This is a genomic window from Streptomyces sp. NPDC014861, from assembly GCF_043081625.1.
GTDB lineage: Bacteria > Actinomycetota > Actinomycetes > Streptomycetales > Streptomycetaceae > Streptomyces.
In genome coordinates, this window is sequence record NZ_JBIBWV010000026.1 from 20,402 (window position 1) to 35,390 (window position 14,989).

At 72.0% G+C, this 14,989-nt stretch carries 14 protein-coding genes; 7 read left to right on the forward strand and 7 right to left on the reverse strand.

Features of this window, described 5'->3' with window-relative positions; all coding sequences use genetic code 11:
- Positions 1-42: 42 nt before the first annotated feature.
- The gene (locus ACF1BN_RS32440) at positions 43-2,160 is read left to right on the forward strand and encodes a VWA domain-containing protein (RefSeq protein WP_392335160.1); all 2,118 of its coding nucleotides are present in this window, start codon (positions 43-45) and stop codon (positions 2,158-2,160) included.
- 84 nt (positions 2,161-2,244) lie between these two features.
- Complete coding sequence (gene metG, locus ACF1BN_RS32445; RefSeq protein WP_392335161.1) at positions 2,245-3,852, forward strand: methionine--tRNA ligase; 1,608 nt, start codon at positions 2,245-2,247, stop codon at positions 3,850-3,852.
- 164 nt (positions 3,853-4,016) lie between these two features.
- Here metG and ACF1BN_RS32450 read toward each other — a convergent pair whose 3' ends face one another.
- The 5 genes from ACF1BN_RS32450 to ACF1BN_RS32470 form a co-directional block, all read right to left on the reverse strand.
- Positions 4,017-5,699, reverse strand: coding sequence for an FG-GAP-like repeat-containing protein (locus ACF1BN_RS32450; protein WP_392335162.1), 1,683 nt, complete (start codon positions 5,697-5,699; stop codon positions 4,017-4,019).
- Positions 5,700-5,739: 40 nt separating this feature from the next.
- Positions 5,740-6,894: a transglycosylase family protein gene (locus ACF1BN_RS32455; protein ID WP_392335163.1), complete on the reverse strand. Its 1,155-nt coding sequence runs from the start codon at positions 6,892-6,894 to the stop codon at positions 5,740-5,742.
- 178 nt (positions 6,895-7,072) lie between these two features.
- Positions 7,073-8,422, reverse strand: a complete 1,350-nt coding sequence (locus ACF1BN_RS32460) for an FG-GAP-like repeat-containing protein (protein ID WP_392335164.1) — start codon at positions 8,420-8,422, stop codon at positions 7,073-7,075.
- Positions 8,423-8,628: 206 nt separating this feature from the next.
- Positions 8,629-8,901, reverse strand: coding sequence for a hypothetical protein (locus tag ACF1BN_RS32465; protein ID WP_392335165.1), 273 nt, complete (start codon positions 8,899-8,901; stop codon positions 8,629-8,631).
- A gap of 98 nt (positions 8,902-8,999) precedes the next feature.
- Positions 9,000-9,203: a hypothetical protein gene (locus tag ACF1BN_RS32470; protein WP_392335166.1), complete on the reverse strand. Its 204-nt coding sequence runs from the start codon at positions 9,201-9,203 to the stop codon at positions 9,000-9,002.
- A gap of 331 nt (positions 9,204-9,534) precedes the next feature.
- Between ACF1BN_RS32470 and ACF1BN_RS32475 the strand changes: the two genes are divergently transcribed.
- Both ACF1BN_RS32475 and ACF1BN_RS32480 read left to right on the forward strand, forming a co-directional pair.
- Complete coding sequence (locus ACF1BN_RS32475) at positions 9,535-10,554, forward strand: LuxR C-terminal-related transcriptional regulator (protein WP_392335167.1); 1,020 nt, start codon at positions 9,535-9,537, stop codon at positions 10,552-10,554.
- Positions 10,555-10,701: 147 nt separating this feature from the next.
- A complete protein-coding gene (locus tag ACF1BN_RS32480; RefSeq protein WP_392335168.1) occupies positions 10,702-11,082 on the forward strand; it encodes a hypothetical protein in 381 nt (126 codons plus the stop codon).
- Between the two features lie 18 nt (positions 11,083-11,100).
- Here ACF1BN_RS32480 and ACF1BN_RS32485 read toward each other — a convergent pair whose 3' ends face one another.
- Together ACF1BN_RS32485 and ACF1BN_RS32490 are read right to left on the reverse strand one after the other, a co-directional pair.
- Positions 11,101-11,313 carry a DUF397 domain-containing protein gene (locus tag ACF1BN_RS32485; RefSeq protein WP_392335169.1) on the reverse strand — a complete coding sequence of 71 codons (213 nt, stop codon included), beginning with the start codon at positions 11,311-11,313 and terminating at the stop codon, positions 11,101-11,103.
- Positions 11,310-12,152 carry a helix-turn-helix domain-containing protein gene (locus ACF1BN_RS32490; protein ID WP_392335170.1) on the reverse strand — a complete coding sequence of 281 codons (843 nt, stop codon included), beginning with the start codon at positions 12,150-12,152 and terminating at the stop codon, positions 11,310-11,312. Before ACF1BN_RS32490 ends, ACF1BN_RS32485 begins: the two co-directional genes overlap by 4 nt.
- 154 nt (positions 12,153-12,306) lie before the next feature.
- Here ACF1BN_RS32490 and ACF1BN_RS32495 point away from each other — a divergent pair, with 154 nt between their 5' ends.
- From ACF1BN_RS32495 to ACF1BN_RS32505, 3 genes are all read left to right on the forward strand, one after another.
- Positions 12,307-12,735 carry an ATP-binding protein gene (locus ACF1BN_RS32495; protein WP_392335171.1) on the forward strand — a complete coding sequence of 143 codons (429 nt, stop codon included), beginning with the start codon at positions 12,307-12,309 and terminating at the stop codon, positions 12,733-12,735.
- Positions 12,736-13,116: 381 nt separating this feature from the next.
- The gene (locus tag ACF1BN_RS32500) at positions 13,117-14,064 is read left to right on the forward strand and encodes a helix-turn-helix domain-containing protein (RefSeq protein WP_392335172.1); all 948 of its coding nucleotides are present in this window, start codon (positions 13,117-13,119) and stop codon (positions 14,062-14,064) included.
- 447 nt (positions 14,065-14,511) lie between these two features.
- The gene (locus tag ACF1BN_RS32505) at positions 14,512-14,916 is read left to right on the forward strand and encodes a hypothetical protein (protein WP_392335173.1); all 405 of its coding nucleotides are present in this window, start codon (positions 14,512-14,514) and stop codon (positions 14,914-14,916) included.
- Positions 14,917-14,989 lie beyond the last annotated feature (73 nt).

Genomic DNA, 14,989 nt, shown 5'->3' on the forward strand with positions numbered 1-14,989 from the left:
AAGGACGCATACCGCATCCAACTCATGCGAAAGGGTTCGCCCATGGGTATTCGGAGCTTGCTGCGCAAGGTTTTCGGCCGCGACCGCGAAGATCCCGCGACCCCTTCCGTCCCGTCCCAGTCCCGCGAGCCCGGCGACGCGCCCGTCTCCGCGCGGGACGAGACCCCGGAGTCCGCCGAGGCGCCGGCCCCGGAGCCGGCCGCCGCACCGGCGCCCGCCGCGGAGGTCCCCGAGGACGCCGCCCGCAGGACCGCCGACGCGATGGTGGCCGCCGCCTTCGACAACCCCCAGGTCCCCAAGGCCCGCACGGCCACGGACGCGAAGCCCGCGGAGCAGACGCCCGCGACTCCGTCCGCCCCCGAGTCGGCCGAGCCGACGCCGGACCGGGCCGCCACCCCGCAGCCCGACGCCGCCACCGAGACCTCCGAGCCGACCCCGGCAGCGGCCCCGGAGGCCGTGACCGCCGTCGCCGTCGCCGACACGGAGACGGAGACGGTCCGGGGCACGGACGCCGTGCGGCCGGAGCCGGAGTCCGAGACGACCGGGACGGCCGAGGTGAAGCAGGCAGCGGCGACCGCCGCAGTTGAGACGGAGCCGTCCGAGTCCGCCGCCCCGACGGCCGGGACCGTCGAAGCGGAAGCGGAGCAGGCCACCGACGCGGCGCCGGAAGCGGCCGCGCCCGTCGAGACGCAGCCTGAGCCCGGCTCCGCCGAGACCGCCCGGACGGAGCCGACGGCCGAGGCCGCCGAGACTGTCAAGGCCGTCGAGACCGCCGAGACCGTGCCGGAGGCGCGGGGCGAGGACGCCGCCGAAGCGGAGCCGCAGGCCGGTGCCGCCGCGAGCGAGACCTCCGGAGCGACCGCGACCGCGACCGCGACGGACGCGCAGGCCGCCGCAGAGCCCGCGCCGCAGGAGGAGACGGGCACCGCCGCGAGCGGGACGGTCGTCACCGACGAGACCGCGCCGGCTGTCCCCGCCGAGGCGGAGCCCAAGGCGGTCACGGACGAAACCGCCCTGGCAGAGCCGGCGAGCGTCGTCACCGTCGTCACCGACGAGACCGCCCCCGCCGCCCCGGCCGACGCGGCCCCGGAGGCCGACACCGCCGAGGCCGCGCCGCAGGCGCAGACCGAGGCGGCCAACGAGGCGGCCACCGACACGGTGGCGGAGGCGCCCGCGGAGGCTGACCCCGTCGCCACGGACGACAGCACCGCCGTGGAGGCGGAGGCCGAGGCCGGTACGGACGCGCCGGACGCGGCCTCGGAGGCGCAGCCGGCGATCGTGGCCGACGCGTCGGAGCCCGCCGCCGAACCGGAGTCCGCGCCGGCGGCCGAAGCCCCCACCGACGAGACCCCCCAGGCGGAGCCGACAGCCGCCGCCACCGACGAGAGCGCGGACGTCCCCGCCCAGGCGGAGCCGGTGGCGGTGCTCGCCGACGAGGCCGCACCGGAGGCCGCGCCGCAGGCTGCGCCGGAGGCGGTCGCCGCAGGGGTCGCGGGCCGCGGGTCCGCCCTCTCGCTCGCGCGCGTCAGGAGCGCCGCGCCGCAGCTCGCGGAGGCGTACAGGGCCGCGGGTGGCGTGCTGCGGAAGGAGGGGCTGGAGGGTGCCCGGGCCCAGGTGTATCTGGTGGTCGACCGGTCCGGGTCGATGCGCGGGTACTTCAAGGACGGCTCCGTGCAGCGCCTCGCCGAGCAGGCCGTCGCGCTCGCCGCGCACCTGGACGAGGAGGCGACGGTGACCACCGTCTTCTTCTCGACCGACATCGACGGGGTCGTCGACCTCACCCCCGCCGGCCTCACCCCCACCCGCGTCGAGGAGATCAACGCCGGTCTCGGCCGCCTCGGCCGGACGAACTACCACCGTGCCGTCGAGGAGGTCCTGGCCCGCCACGAGAAGGCGGACCCGGCCCGCCCCGCGCTGGTGATCTTCCAGACGGACGGCGCCCCCGAGTCCCGTACCGCCGCGACGCAGGCCCTCGCGGAGGCGGCCGGCCGCCCGGTGCACTGGCGGTTCACCGCCTGGGGCGAGGAGGACGGCAAGGCCTTCGACTACCTGCGGAAGCTCTCCGCGGACCGTACGGCGACGCACTTCGCGGGCCCGGCGCCGGTCGAGACCCCGCACGCGGACTTCTACCGGGGCGTCGTCACCGGCCTGTCCCTGTAGCCCCGCCGGAAGGCCCCGCTCCGCCCCCTGCTCCCGACTCGCTCGATGTGAGTGGATCTTCGTACGCCCGTTAGGATTTCGACCATGGCGGCCACTGGATCCGAGAAGCAGGGGGCGAAGGCGTTCTACGTCACGACCCCCATCTACTACGTCAACGACGCTCCTCACCTGGGCCACGCCTACACGACCGTCGCAGGCGACGTGCTCACGCGCTGGCACCGTCAGCGCGGCGAGAAGGTGTGGTACCTCACCGGCACGGACGAGCACGGTCAGAAGATCATGCGCACGGCCGAGGCGAACAACGTCACGCCCCAGGCCTGGTGCGACAAGCTCGTCGAGGAGGCCTGGAAGCCCCTCTGGGAGCACCTGGGCATCGCGAACGACGACTTCATCCGCACCACGCAGAAGCGTCACACGGACCGCGTCCAGGAGTTCGTGCAGGACCTGTACGACAAGGACGAGATCTACAAGGGCGGCTACGAGGGCCCGTACTGCGTCGGCTGCGAGGAGTTCAAGCTCCCGGGCGATCTCATCGAGGCGGAGGACGGCACGAAGCTGTGCCCCGTCCACAAGAAGCCGGTGGAGATCCTCAAGGAGGAGAACTACTTCTTCAAGCTGAGCGAGTACGGCCCGAAGCTCCTGGAGTTCTACGAGGCGAACCCGGGCTTCATCCAGCCCGAGTCGGCCCGCAACGAGGTCGTGAACTTCGTGAAGCAGGGCCTGGAGGACCTCTCCATCTCGCGCTCGACCTTCGACTGGGGCATCCCGGTCCCGTGGGACAGCGAGCACGTGATCTACGTGTGGATCGACGCGCTGCTGAACTACGCGACGGCGGTCGGCTACAACGAGAACCCGGAGAAGTTCGACGAGACCTTCCCCGCGAACGTCCACCTGATCGGCAAGGACATCCTCCGCTTCCACGCGGTGATCTGGCCGGCGATGCTGATGGCGCAGGGCCTCCCGGTGCCGGGCAGGGTCGCGGCCAACGGCTGGCTGATGGTCGGCGGCGAGAAGATGTCGAAGTCGAACCTGACCGGCATCAAGCCGCAGGACCTGACCTCGCACTTCGGCGTGGACGCGTACCGCTGGTACTTCCTCCGCGCGATCGCGTTCGGCCAGGACGGCTCGTTCTCGTGGGAGGACTTCTCCGCCCGCTACACCTCCGAGCTGGCCAACGACTACGGCAACCTCGCCTCCCGCGTGGCGGCGATGGTCGGCAAGTACTTCGGCGGCGAGCTGCCGGCCTCGGCGGCCGACGGCGACGCCGAGAAGGCGGTCCAGGAGGGCCTGGCCAAGGCCGTCGCGACGGCCGACGCCAAGATCGGCGAGGAGCTGGACTTCCAGGGCGGCATCCTGGCGGTCTTCGACTTCGTGAAGCAGGTCAACGGCTACATCACGGAGCAGGAGCCGTGGAAGGTCGCGAAGGACGAGTCGGAGGAGGGCCGGGCCCGCCTGGCGACGATCCTCTACACGGCCGCCGAGTCCCTCCGCGCCGCCGCCGTCCTCCTCAATCCGATCATGCCGGAGTCCTCCCAGAAGCTGTGGGACTCCCTCGGTGCCGAGCCCGAGCTGGGCGCCCTGGCCGCGCAGCCGGTCCAGGACGCGGCCCGCTGGGGCCAGCTCCCGGCCGGTGCGACGGTGACGAAGGGCGCGGTTCTCTTCCCGCGCCTGGAGGAGCCGAAGAAGGACTGACGTCCGCGCCGACGTCCGCACCGACGTCCGTACGTCCACCGTGAAGGCCGCCGCCCCGCCCGGGTCGGCGGCCTTCGCCGTCCCCAAAACGGCGGAGCCCGCCCCGTCGGCGTGACGGGGCGGGCAAAGACCACGAGGGCCACGAGCCGCGCGGGCGCGCGGTGTCAGAAGAGCAGCTCGCCGGTCGGGTAGCTGTAGCCGATCTGGGTCCGGGGGGCGTAGTAGCCGGCGCCGTCGCCCTTGTAGAACCACAGACCACCGGACGCGTCGCGGCCGATCAGGTCGGCCCTGCCGTCGCCGTTGATGTCGCCGGGGGCGGCGAGCGCGGTGTAGATCTGCCAGCCGGAGCCGATCTGGGTCCGGGGCGCGTAGTAGCCAGCGCCGTCGCCCTTGTAGAACCACAGACCACCGGACGCGTCGCGGCCGATCAGGTCGGCCCTGCCGTCACCGTCGAAGTCGCCGGGGGCGAGCAGGCTGTCGAAGGTCTGCCAGCCGGAGCCGATCTGTTCGCGGGCCCCGTAGCCGTTCGCGCCGTCGCCGGGGTACAGCCAGAGCGCACCGGCACTGTCGCGGCCGATCAGGTCGCGCTTGCCGTCGCCGTCGAAGTCGCCGGGGGCGAGGAGCACGTCGTTGCCCTGCCAGCCGGTGCCGGCCTGGACGCGGGTGGACCCGGAGTAGCTGCCGGTGGCCGGGTCGGCCGGGTAGCGCCACAGGGTGCCGGAACCGTCGACGGCGACGAGGGTGGTGCCGTCCTGGGCCACCTTGCTCATCGTGCCCCAGCCCACGCCGACCTTGCAGGGCGCGGCGATCTTGCCGTCGGCGCGGCCGGCGTAGCGGTGGAGGGCGCCGCTCGCGTCGCGGCGGAAGAGGCCGTCGGTGGCACCGGCCGGGCCGCAGTCGGCCCAGGTGGCGGCGGCGCGGACCATGTCGTGGTCGGAGGCGTCGACGACCCTGGGCAGGACGTCGCCCTTGACGTTCTTGAAGTGGGCGCCGGAGAGGAAAATGTAGTCGATCTTCCGGCGGCTGGCGCCGAAGGTGGTCTCGCCGCTGCGGCAGCGGGTCGCGCCGGCCGCGGTGCACGCGCTGGTGAACCAGTCCTTGTCCGTCTCGTCGGCCTCGACGAAGCGGCCCTTCCCGGAGCCGTTGCCCGGCTCGTAGAAGGTCCCGGCCATGGTGGACCCCGGGGTGTCGTTGAAGTCGCCTCCGAGGACGACGGGGAGGCCCTGCTCCTGCCAGGCGGCGGCCTGAGCGGCGAGGAACTCGGCTTCCTTGTTGCGGAGGGTGGGGTCGGAGGCCCAGTAGAGGTGGACGGAGCAGGCCCAGTTGGCGCGGCCCTGGGTGTAACTCTTCACGCAGGGGGCCTTGATGGGTTCGCTCTCGCCGCCGGCGGTGAGGTCGAGGACCTTGCGCTCGGACACGGTCCCCTTGACGAAGAGGGCCATGCCGTAGTCGCCCTTGGTGCCTTCCGGCCCCTTGGCGCACAGCTTGGAGGCCGTACCGAGCTGCACCGTGGTGGTGTAGAGCCCTTCGAAGCCCTTGGGGGCGAGGTCGCCGGCGAGCTTGTCGTACTGGTAGCGGCAGACCTCCTGGAGGAAGATCTGGTCGGCGCCCCAGACGGACGGGTTGGTCTGGTCGAGGATGGTCGCGTACTTCGCCGCGTCGGTGTAGCCGAGCTCGTCGGTGCACGGGCTGCCGCTGCCGCACATGTTGTAGCTGACGAAGCGGAGCGCGGGCGCGGTGCCGCCGGTCACGGTGTCGGCCTGGGCGGCCGGGGTGCCGAGGGCGAAGGCGGCGGCCACGCTGCCGAGGAGGGCACCGGCCGCGCCGAGAGCCTTGCGTAGTCTCATGGATGACTCCTGGTGGGAGGGGTGGTCCGGGGGCGGCCGGTCACCAGCCGGTGCCGATCTGCGTGCGGGAGCCGCCGTTGTAGAGGGGGCCGGCGTAGCGGTAGAGGTTGCCGTTCGCGGTCTCGACGGCGAGGAGGTCCGGGACGCCGTCGCCCGTGACGTCGCCGACGCCCGTCACGTTCGACATGGCGTCCCAGTTGACGCCGAGCTTCACGCGGGAGCCGCCGTTGTAGTTCGGGCCGGAGTAGCGGTAGAGGTCTCCGTTCGCCTTCTCCACGGCGAGGACGTCGGCGACGCCGTCGCCGGTGAGGTCGCCCACGGACGCGAGGGCGGACATCGAGTTCCAGGCGACGCCGATCTTCACGCGGGCGGTGCCGCCGGTGAAGGCCGGACCGGCGTAGCGGTAGAGGTCCCCGGTCGCCTTCTCCACGGCGACGAGGTCGGGGACGCCGTCGCCGGTCTGGTCGCCGACGCCGTTGACGTGGGCCATCGCGTCCCAGTTCGAGCCGACCTTGACCCGGGAACCGCCCTTGTAGGTCGGGCCGGAGTAGCGGTAGAGGTCTCCGGTGCCCTTCTCGACGGCGAGGATGTCGGCGACGCCGTCGCCGGTCTGGTCGCCGACGGCGACGAGGTCGCTCATGCCGTTCCAGCCGTAGCCGAGCTTGGTCCGGGCGCCCATGCCGACGTAGCCGGGGCCGTCGTAGCGGTAGAGGTCACCGGTCTTGGCCTCGACGGCGACGATGTCGGGGACGCCGTCGCCGCTGAGGTCGCCCACGGAGGTGAGGTGGGCCATCTTCGTCTGCGGGGCGGCCGGTTCGGCGGGGTACGGGTCGGCCGGGTCGGAGCCGAGTCCGGCCCTGGGCCCACAGGTGGGCCAGGCGCGCTCGCCCTGGGTGGCGAGGACCTTCTCGCCGATGCGGATCTGCTGCTCCTTGGTCGCCTGGTGCGGGTACGTGGCGTACGCGCTGCCGCCGAAGGCGTCCCAGGTCGACTTCAGGAACTGCAGGCCGCCGTAGTAGCCGTTGCCGGTGTTGATGGACCAGTTGCCGCCGGACTCGCACCGGGCGACCTCGTCCCAGGTGGCGACGGAGGCCGCCGAGGCGGGCGGGGCGGTGAGCAGGCCGAGGGCGAGGGCGGCCGACGGGAGTGCGACGAGGGCGGTGCGCGGGGAGAGGCGGCGCTTGCGGGGGCTCATGGGGTTCCTCTGCGGGTGGTACGGGAGGGCACGTACGGGAGGGAGGGCGGGCGCGGTGCCGCGCGACGGGCCGGGCCGGGCCGGACCCGTGCCCGGCCGGCGGCGCGGGGCCGCCGGCCGGGGCGCGGGGTGGGGCGGGGCGAGGTGGGGCGGGGTGGGGCGGGGTGGGGCGCGGGGTCTACCAGCCGGAGCCGATCTCGACGGCCGAGCCACCGTTGAAGGACGGGCCCGAGTAGCGGTAGAGCTTCTGCGTGTCGGAGCGGACGGCGATGAGGTCCGGCACGCTGTCGCCGGTGAGGTCGCCGACGGCGGTGATGTTGGTCATCGCGTCCCAGTTGGTGCCGATCTGGACGCGGGTGCCGCCGTTGTAGTTCGGGCCGGAGTAGCGGTAGAGGTTGCCGGTGGACCGCTCGACCGCGACGATCTCGGCGACGCCGTCGCCGGTGAGGTCCCCGACGCCGACGAGGGTGGACATGCCGTTCCAGGCGTTGCCGATCTGGACGCGACCGCCGCCGCCGACGTAGTTGGGGCCCGAGTAGCGGTAGAGGTTGCCGGTCGCGGTCTCGACCGCGATGATCTCCGGGATCCCGTCGCCGGTGAGGTCGCCGACGCCGGTGATGTTGGTCATCCCGTCCCAGTTGGAGCCGATCTTCACGCGGGCGCCGCCGTTGTAGTTCGGGCCGGGGTAGCGGTAGAGGTCTCCGGTGCCCTTCTCCACGGCGATGACGTCGGCGACGCCGTCGCCCGTGACGTCCCCGGTCCCGACGATGGTGGACATGGTGTTCCAGCCGTTGCCGATCTTGGTGCGGGCGGCCATGCCGACGTAGCCGGGGCCGTTGTAGCGGTAGAGGTTCCCGGTCGCGGACTCGACGGCGATGATGTCGGTGACGCCGTCACCGGTGAGGTCGCCCACGGCGGTCAGGTTGGTCATGCCCTTGTCGACGGGCGCGTCCACGATCCGCTTGTACCGGAGCGCCTTGTAGTCGCCGTTCGGGTGGCTGTCCCAGGTGGCCGCGTTGATGGAGACGCCCGTGACGTGCTTCACCGGCGTCGAACCGAAGGAGTAGTAGGAGAACTTGGTCTTGGCGGCGTCCTCCCACTTGTCGAAGAGGAAGACGTGGTCGTAGTAGCTGTTGAGGATGTCTCCGGGCTTGAGGTCGCTGCGCGGTATCTCGTAGGTGTCCGCGCTGTCCTCGAGCGTCCGGGTACTGAGGCTGGTGGTCAGGTGCCAGGCCATCGAGACGTAACCGGAGCAGTCGGTGCGGTAGTTCTTGCCGTCGGAATCCGGGTACGTGGCGCCCTGGTTGTACGGGATGGACTTGCCGAGCCAGTGCTTGGCGCGCTGGATGACCTCGTCGCGGGTGATCGAGCCGCCGACCGAGGAGTCGGCCGCGACCGCGGTGACCGCCGTCGTGGCGGCGGCGAGGCCGGCCGGGGCGGCGGCCTGGGCGGGGGTGGTGACGCCGAGGACGACGGCGGCGAGGGCGGCCGCGGAGGTGAGGGAGAGGACGCGGGCACGGGTGTTCATCAGGGCTCCTGGGGTGCGAGGACGGAAAGTCTTGAAGCGGGCATGACAGAGCATGGGGTGCTGTGCGCCCGGGCGGGGAAAGGGGTCGGAGACGAAGGAAGCGTGAGGACGACCGGAAGGCCGCGGCGAGCCCGGAGACCGGCCCGCGCCCTCACGGCACCGACAAGCCCCGGCGGGAACCGGCGAGGCCGGCGGGGCGGCGGGACCTAGCGGGCGATGCCGCCGGTGAGGCCGTGCCGGGCGAACGGCTCCCTCACGCGCTCCAGCAGCACCTCGGCGGACCGGATGGCGGCCTCGTCCGTGGATGCCTTCAGGAAGAGGACGACGTCCAGGCCATGAGGGAGTTGGCGGGTCCGGACGTGTTCCAGACCGTCGGCGGGGAGGGCGTGTGCCCAGAGCAGGTCGTGGATCAGGCTGGGGAGCGCGGTGAGGCGGGGGCCGCCCGCCGGTCCCTTCAGCAGGACACAGACCATGCGCATGGGAGGACTCTCGGAACGACGGTGGGGGGAGGAAGGAAGGTCGACGGAAGGCCGGAGGGAGGTCGGAGGACTGTCAGAGGGAGGCCCGGATCGTCCGGTCAGTCCCAGCCGATGGTGTCCGAGGAGGCCGCGAGCGTCGTCCCGCCCGCCGGGGCCGAGTCCCAGCCGATGGTGTCGGCGGGAGCGGCGACGCCCGCGCCGGCCGGAACGGCGTCCCAGCCGATGGTCTCCCCGGTGGCGAAGCCCGCGAGGGCGAGGACGAGGGCGGCGGTGGCGAGGGGGCGGCGGGCGGACGTGAACACGGGGTTTCCTCTCGGGCGGAGCACCACGGACGGCGCGGAATCGAAGGGGACCGACTCCTCGGGGAGCCGGTCCGGTCCACTCCGGGCGCCTCCCTTTCGGTGACACCATCCTGTTCACCCGCCACCCCCGGGTGAAGGGCTTCCCGGCGTCACCTAAATGCCTGGCACCAAGGTGCCGCACCCCGGCTCCCGGCGAGTGGCCATGACATGGCATCAAGGTGACGTACTCGCCCGCCCGAAGGTCCGCTACCGCCGGGGGGATGACCTTCCCGAACCGAACGCGTTCTAAAGTGGGCCCCATCGGGGTGGTGCCACTGGGGGGTGGGCGATCATGCAGGACACTTACGGCCTTGAGCTGCTGGGACTCGGACCGGACCAGGAAGCGGTCTACCAGAGCCTGCTGAACTGCGGACCGGCCGGCGAAGCGGTCGGCGTCGTGCGGCTGGCCGAGCGGCTCGGCATCACGGAGTGCCGGGTACGCGAATGCCTGGACGACCTGGTCGACCTGGAGCTGCTGCGGCCCTCGCGGGACGCGCCCGGCATGCTCCGCGCGGTCAGCCCGGAGACCGGCTTCGACTCCATCCTGCGCCGCCAGGAGGCCGAACTCCTGCGGCGCCAACAGCAACTGGCCCGCAGCAAGGAGGCGGTCGCCCGTACCGTCGCCGCCTACGCGGCCGACCGGTCCGACGCCGGCGTCGACGGCGCCGAACGGCTCGTCGGCCTCGACGCCATCCAGTCCCGCCTGGAGAGCCTCGCCCGGGACCTCACCGACGAGTGCTGCTCCATCGAGCCCGGCGGCGCGCAGTCCCCGGCCAGCCTCGCCGCGGCCCGCCCCCTGGACGAGCGCGCCCTCGCGCGGGGCGTGACCCTGCGAACGATCTACCAGGACAGCGCCCGCAACGACCCGGCGACCTTCGCCTACGCCCGCTGGCACACCGAGAACGGCGGGCAGATCCGCACCTGCCCGGAGACCCCGCCGCGGATGCTCGTCTTCGACCGCCGCGTCGCCGTCGTCCCCATCGACCCGGCCAACACCCGGCTCGGCGCGCTCTGCACCAGCGCCCCCGGCATCGTCATGCCCCTCCTCGCCCTCTTCGAGCAGACCTGGGAGATGGCCGTCCCGCTCGGCGCCGACCGACGCGCCGCTCACGCCGCCGCCGACGGCCTCTCCCCGGCCGAGAGCGCCCTGCTGAAACTGCTGGCTTCCGGCATGACGGACGAGGCCGCGGGCAAGCGCCTCGGCGTCTCCCTGCGGACGGTACGCCGCCAGATGGCCGCGCTGATGGAACGCCTCGACGCGACGAGCCGCTTCGAGGCCGGCCTCAAAGCGGCCCAGCGCGGCTGGCTCTGACCCCGTCCCGCCCGCCGCGGGCGGCTCCCGCCGCGAACACGGCTTCCCGCGGAAGAACTGACCAGTCTCGAATCGGCGCTCCACAAGGCCCTGAATCCCCTGGCCACCGCCCTCCGCGCCCACACGACCGGGCAGCCCGAGGAGCAAATGTGGCGGGGCGAGCCGGTGGACATCGCGCTCTCCGTCCTCGCCGCCTGGAAGGTGGTCGACCAGGAGGTCAAGCGCCTCACCTCCGTCGCCGCCGGCACGGCCGGTTCCTACGGCGCGAGCTACGAACAGCTGGGCGCCGTCTGGGGCATCACCCGCCAGGGCGCCCGCAAGAAGTGGCCGGCCGCGGTGACCCGCCCGACCCCCGGCACCACCACCCCCGCCCTCTTCGGCGGACAGGCGGAGCTCTCCCCCTCCGCCGACGCCTGGACGTGGACGGCGACGGCGGCCGACGGCACCAGAAGCGACAGGGCCGCCGCCCCCACGAAAGAGGAGGCAGCGGCCCTGGCGGGCGCGTTCCTGAAGGACCACGCCCGCTGAATCCCGACGGGGTCCGCGTCAGCCGTCGCCGCGCGCGAACCCGACGAACCCGGCCCACGCCGCCGGCGAGAGGACGAGCTGGGGCAGGCCGATGTCCTTGGAGTCCCGGACGCGGACGGCGGCGGGGGCGGTGGCGACCTCGACGCACGAGTCGCCTTCGCTACTGCTGCTGTGGGAGCTCTTGAACCAGACCGGATCAGAGCCATCCCCGAGTGAGCTGCGGTGCGTCACGTCTCTCCTAGCAGTTGCTCGATGACGGAGGCGGACTCACGGGGGGTGAGAGCCTGCGTCCGGATGATCCCATAACGCAGTTCCAGAATACGGAGCTGCCGCAGGTCGGTCACGGGCCGTCCGCCGGCGATCGCCGGCGAACGCCCCACCGCTGTCCCGTCCTCGAACTTCAGCACCTCGATGCCGCCCGCGAGGCCCGCGTGCTCCTCCCGGCTCAGTGGCATCACTTGAAGCTCCACCTGCCTCGACTCCGCCACGATCAGCAGGTGTTCGAGCTGACGGCGGAGTATCCCCCGCCCGCCCAGAGGGCGCCGCAGCGTCACCTCCTCCAGGACGAAGCTCAGCTCGGGCGCCGGGTCCCTGTCGAAGACGGACTTCCGGGCCACCCGCGCCGCCATGTACCGATCCACCTCGTCCTTCGTGTACGCCGGACGCCGCATCATCAGCAGCCCGCGCGCGTACTCGGGCGTCTGCAACAGGCCATGAACGTTGAGCGGGTCGTACAACTGCATCTCCACCGCCCTCGCCTCCAGCGTCGCCAGCTCGCGGACCTTCTTCGGGTACCGGACCTTCGCCACGTCGTCCTTCATCGCCGACAGCAGCCCCTCCGCCCGCAGCACCCCGTCCGCCTTGTCCAGGTATTCGGGGCGAGGAATCCGCTTTCCGCCCTCGATCTTGTAGACGAGGTCCTCGCCGTAGCCGAGCGCTTCCCCGAACTCCGCACCGCTCATACCGACCGACTCGCGCCGCAAGCGCAGTTGGCGACCCACCGTGGCGACGACGGCGACACCCCACTCATCGTCCGGATCGACTTCCCAACCACTGTCCTCAGCCGACATCCTGCACCCCTCCGCATGTCCTGTGTGGCCGCAACCCCCTACCCGCCACGGGGCCCCCGACAGACCGGACAGCAGTGGACAAGGCCCGGACAGTCACCCTACGTATCGACGGAGTGACTGTTCACGCTAGCCGCACGCGGCCACGCTCGGTGACGTGAACCGAGAGAAAGCCGCCCTCCAACTGGCCGCTCCCGAAGTGCAGTTCGACATCCAGCTGTCCTCGACTCCGCGCGGCGCGCGGCTCGCCAGACTCCTGGCGGTCGAGTGGCTGCGGCCCCGCCAGGACGTCCCGTACGACGTCACCGAGGCCGCCGCGCAGATCATCGCCGAGCTGACGGCGAACGCGGTGACGCACGGCAGGGTCGCCGGCCGGGACTTCCGCCTCGCGCTGGCCGCACTCCCCGGGCTGCTACGGATCGAGGTCAGCGACACCCGAGGGAGCGACCTCCCCGAACTCCCCGAAGCCCACGCGGGAAGGGGCCTGTTGCTGGTGGAGAAGCTGGCGGATCGCTGGGGCGTCGCGCCGGGACCCGTACCCCGCAAGACGGTGTGGGCGGAACTCGATCACCCTTCTGACCTGTGATGTTCTCCCGCCCCACCGGAGCCCGACCGACCGGGCTCCGGTGAGCCGGGCGCCGCCGGGGCGGGCGGCAAAAAGACAAAGAACCGAGGGAAAGAACTCCCACCCACCCACCCTCGCGCGGGCGTGGGAGCGCGGTCACTCACGAGAGTGAATATGCCAACTGATGGCGTTTCGAGGCGGGTTGGTTGGTCTAGTGTCAGCGCCATACCAACCGTTCGCAGAAATGCGTCGGCCCCCGCCGGGATTGCAGTCCCAGTGCGAGGGCCTACCAACAAGGAAGCCAGAACCTTCCCGATGGATACCCGACAGCCTAGTCGGCGGCCGCGCCCCGCGTCCCGCTCACACCCCAAGAACCACTCTTCCCGGCGTACTTCCGGCGGTGTGTGCCACGAGCGGACCCGCCTCACCCGCAACTTCACGGTCCTCGACAACGCCCTGCTCCAGCACAAGGGGCTGGACGGCGTCGCGATCGGCGTCGGCGCCTACATCGCGTCACTGCCCGAAGGCACCGCCGTGGACATCAAGACCCTCTCGCACGAGCTCGACCTCGGCAGGACGACCGTCGCGAAGGCCCTGAACGCCCTGGAAGCCCACGGCTACCTGCGCCGCACGGTCATCCGCACCCCCGACGGCCGCGTCGCGACGCACACGGTCTTCTGCCACCGCCCGGCCCAGAACCGGCCTCCGGCAGACAGGCCGGCCCGACGCCGAATCCCCACCCCGCCCCCGGACCCGACCCCGTCACCTCCGGACCCGGCACCCTCGCCCCCGGCCCCGGCCCCCTCGCCCCCGGACGCGGACCCCACCCCGCCCCCGGCCTCGCGGACCGCCACCCCACCCCGTCGCCCCCTCCCACCCGTGCCCAGCCCCGGCTTCCCCGCCCGCGAACTCCTCCGCTCCGCCCTCCACGTCCTCATCGGGCTACGCGAGACGGACCCCCGCCTGTACTGCTCCGAGGCCGACGCCGAACACCTCACCCCCGGCGTGGCCGCCTGGCTCGAACGCGGCGTCTCACCGGAGACCATCCGCCACGCCCTGACGGCCGGGCTCTCCACCACCCCCATCCACCACCCCGCCGCACTCCTGGCCCACCGCCTGGCCGCCCAGCTCCCCCCAGCACCCCCACTCAGCGCCCCCTCCCCGAATCCGCACCCGTCCCCGCCCCCGCCCACCCCCACCCCCTCCACTACTGCGAACCCTGCGACATCTGCTTCCGAGCCCCCGACTCCACCCCCTGCCCCACCTGCGGCAACCCCGACACCAACCCCGCCCTCCCCCCACACCACGACCAACTCCCCTCTCGCCGCTGACGAAAGCGCAACCACCTGACGGTCCAGGAGGGCACCTCCCGCTCTGGCAGTCTCCAGCACCCCGCGCGCACGCCTACCGCCCCGACGGCGGCCTGACCTCCGTCGCCGAAGCCTTCTCCGGCCCCCGGCACCTCGACCTGGACGGCGCGGGCAGGGGCACGACAGCGCGCGGCCGGAGAGGCGGAAATCGCCGGAGGCGGGGGTCAGTATTTCGGAATGGAGATCAACAATCAGAGCGGCCACTACTGGCCATCCACGGAGAGCCTCGACATCGGAAAGGAAGAGTTCGAACGTGCGGGAATATCCTTCTTCTGACGGACCGCCCTCCACACCGAGTCGACCCAGGGGTCCCCATCGGGCCCACGATTCTTCGCTCGACGCCCTGGAGACGTTTCTGCACAGTCCGGAGGCGCGGACGTGCACGGCCGAGCATTGGGAACAGCTTCGCGACCGAGCGGTCGGTCAGATGCAGCGCTCTGACGAAACCGACGGGAACAGGCTGCGCTGGGCCCGTCTCGCCCTCGCAGCTGTCTCAAGGAAGCATCAGGGCGGCGCACCGCAGCTTTCCATGACCGAATCGGTAGCCATCCGCGCCTATCTGATCCGCGAGTTCGGGGTCGACTCCAGTGATGCGGACCGAAGCCTCGCCCTGCTCTGTTCGGACGTACTCGAGAATCTTGAACTGCCCCTGGAGACGGCGGGCCGGATGGCCGAGCGCTGGCGGGAGACGACACGGGAGAGAATGCTGCAACTGCGCAGGGCGAAGAATCTCCTCACTCCGCTTCTCCCCATCCGGGCGATGCTCGACAGCGGCGATCTTCCGACCGAGGAAATCCACTCATGGCTGGATTTGATTCCAAAGCTCCCCTGAGGAGGAAGGCCCAAGGCGTTCGATCCCCCGAGGTAGTGTCACGCCCCGGCAGAAGCTGAAACGGTGCGGGTGG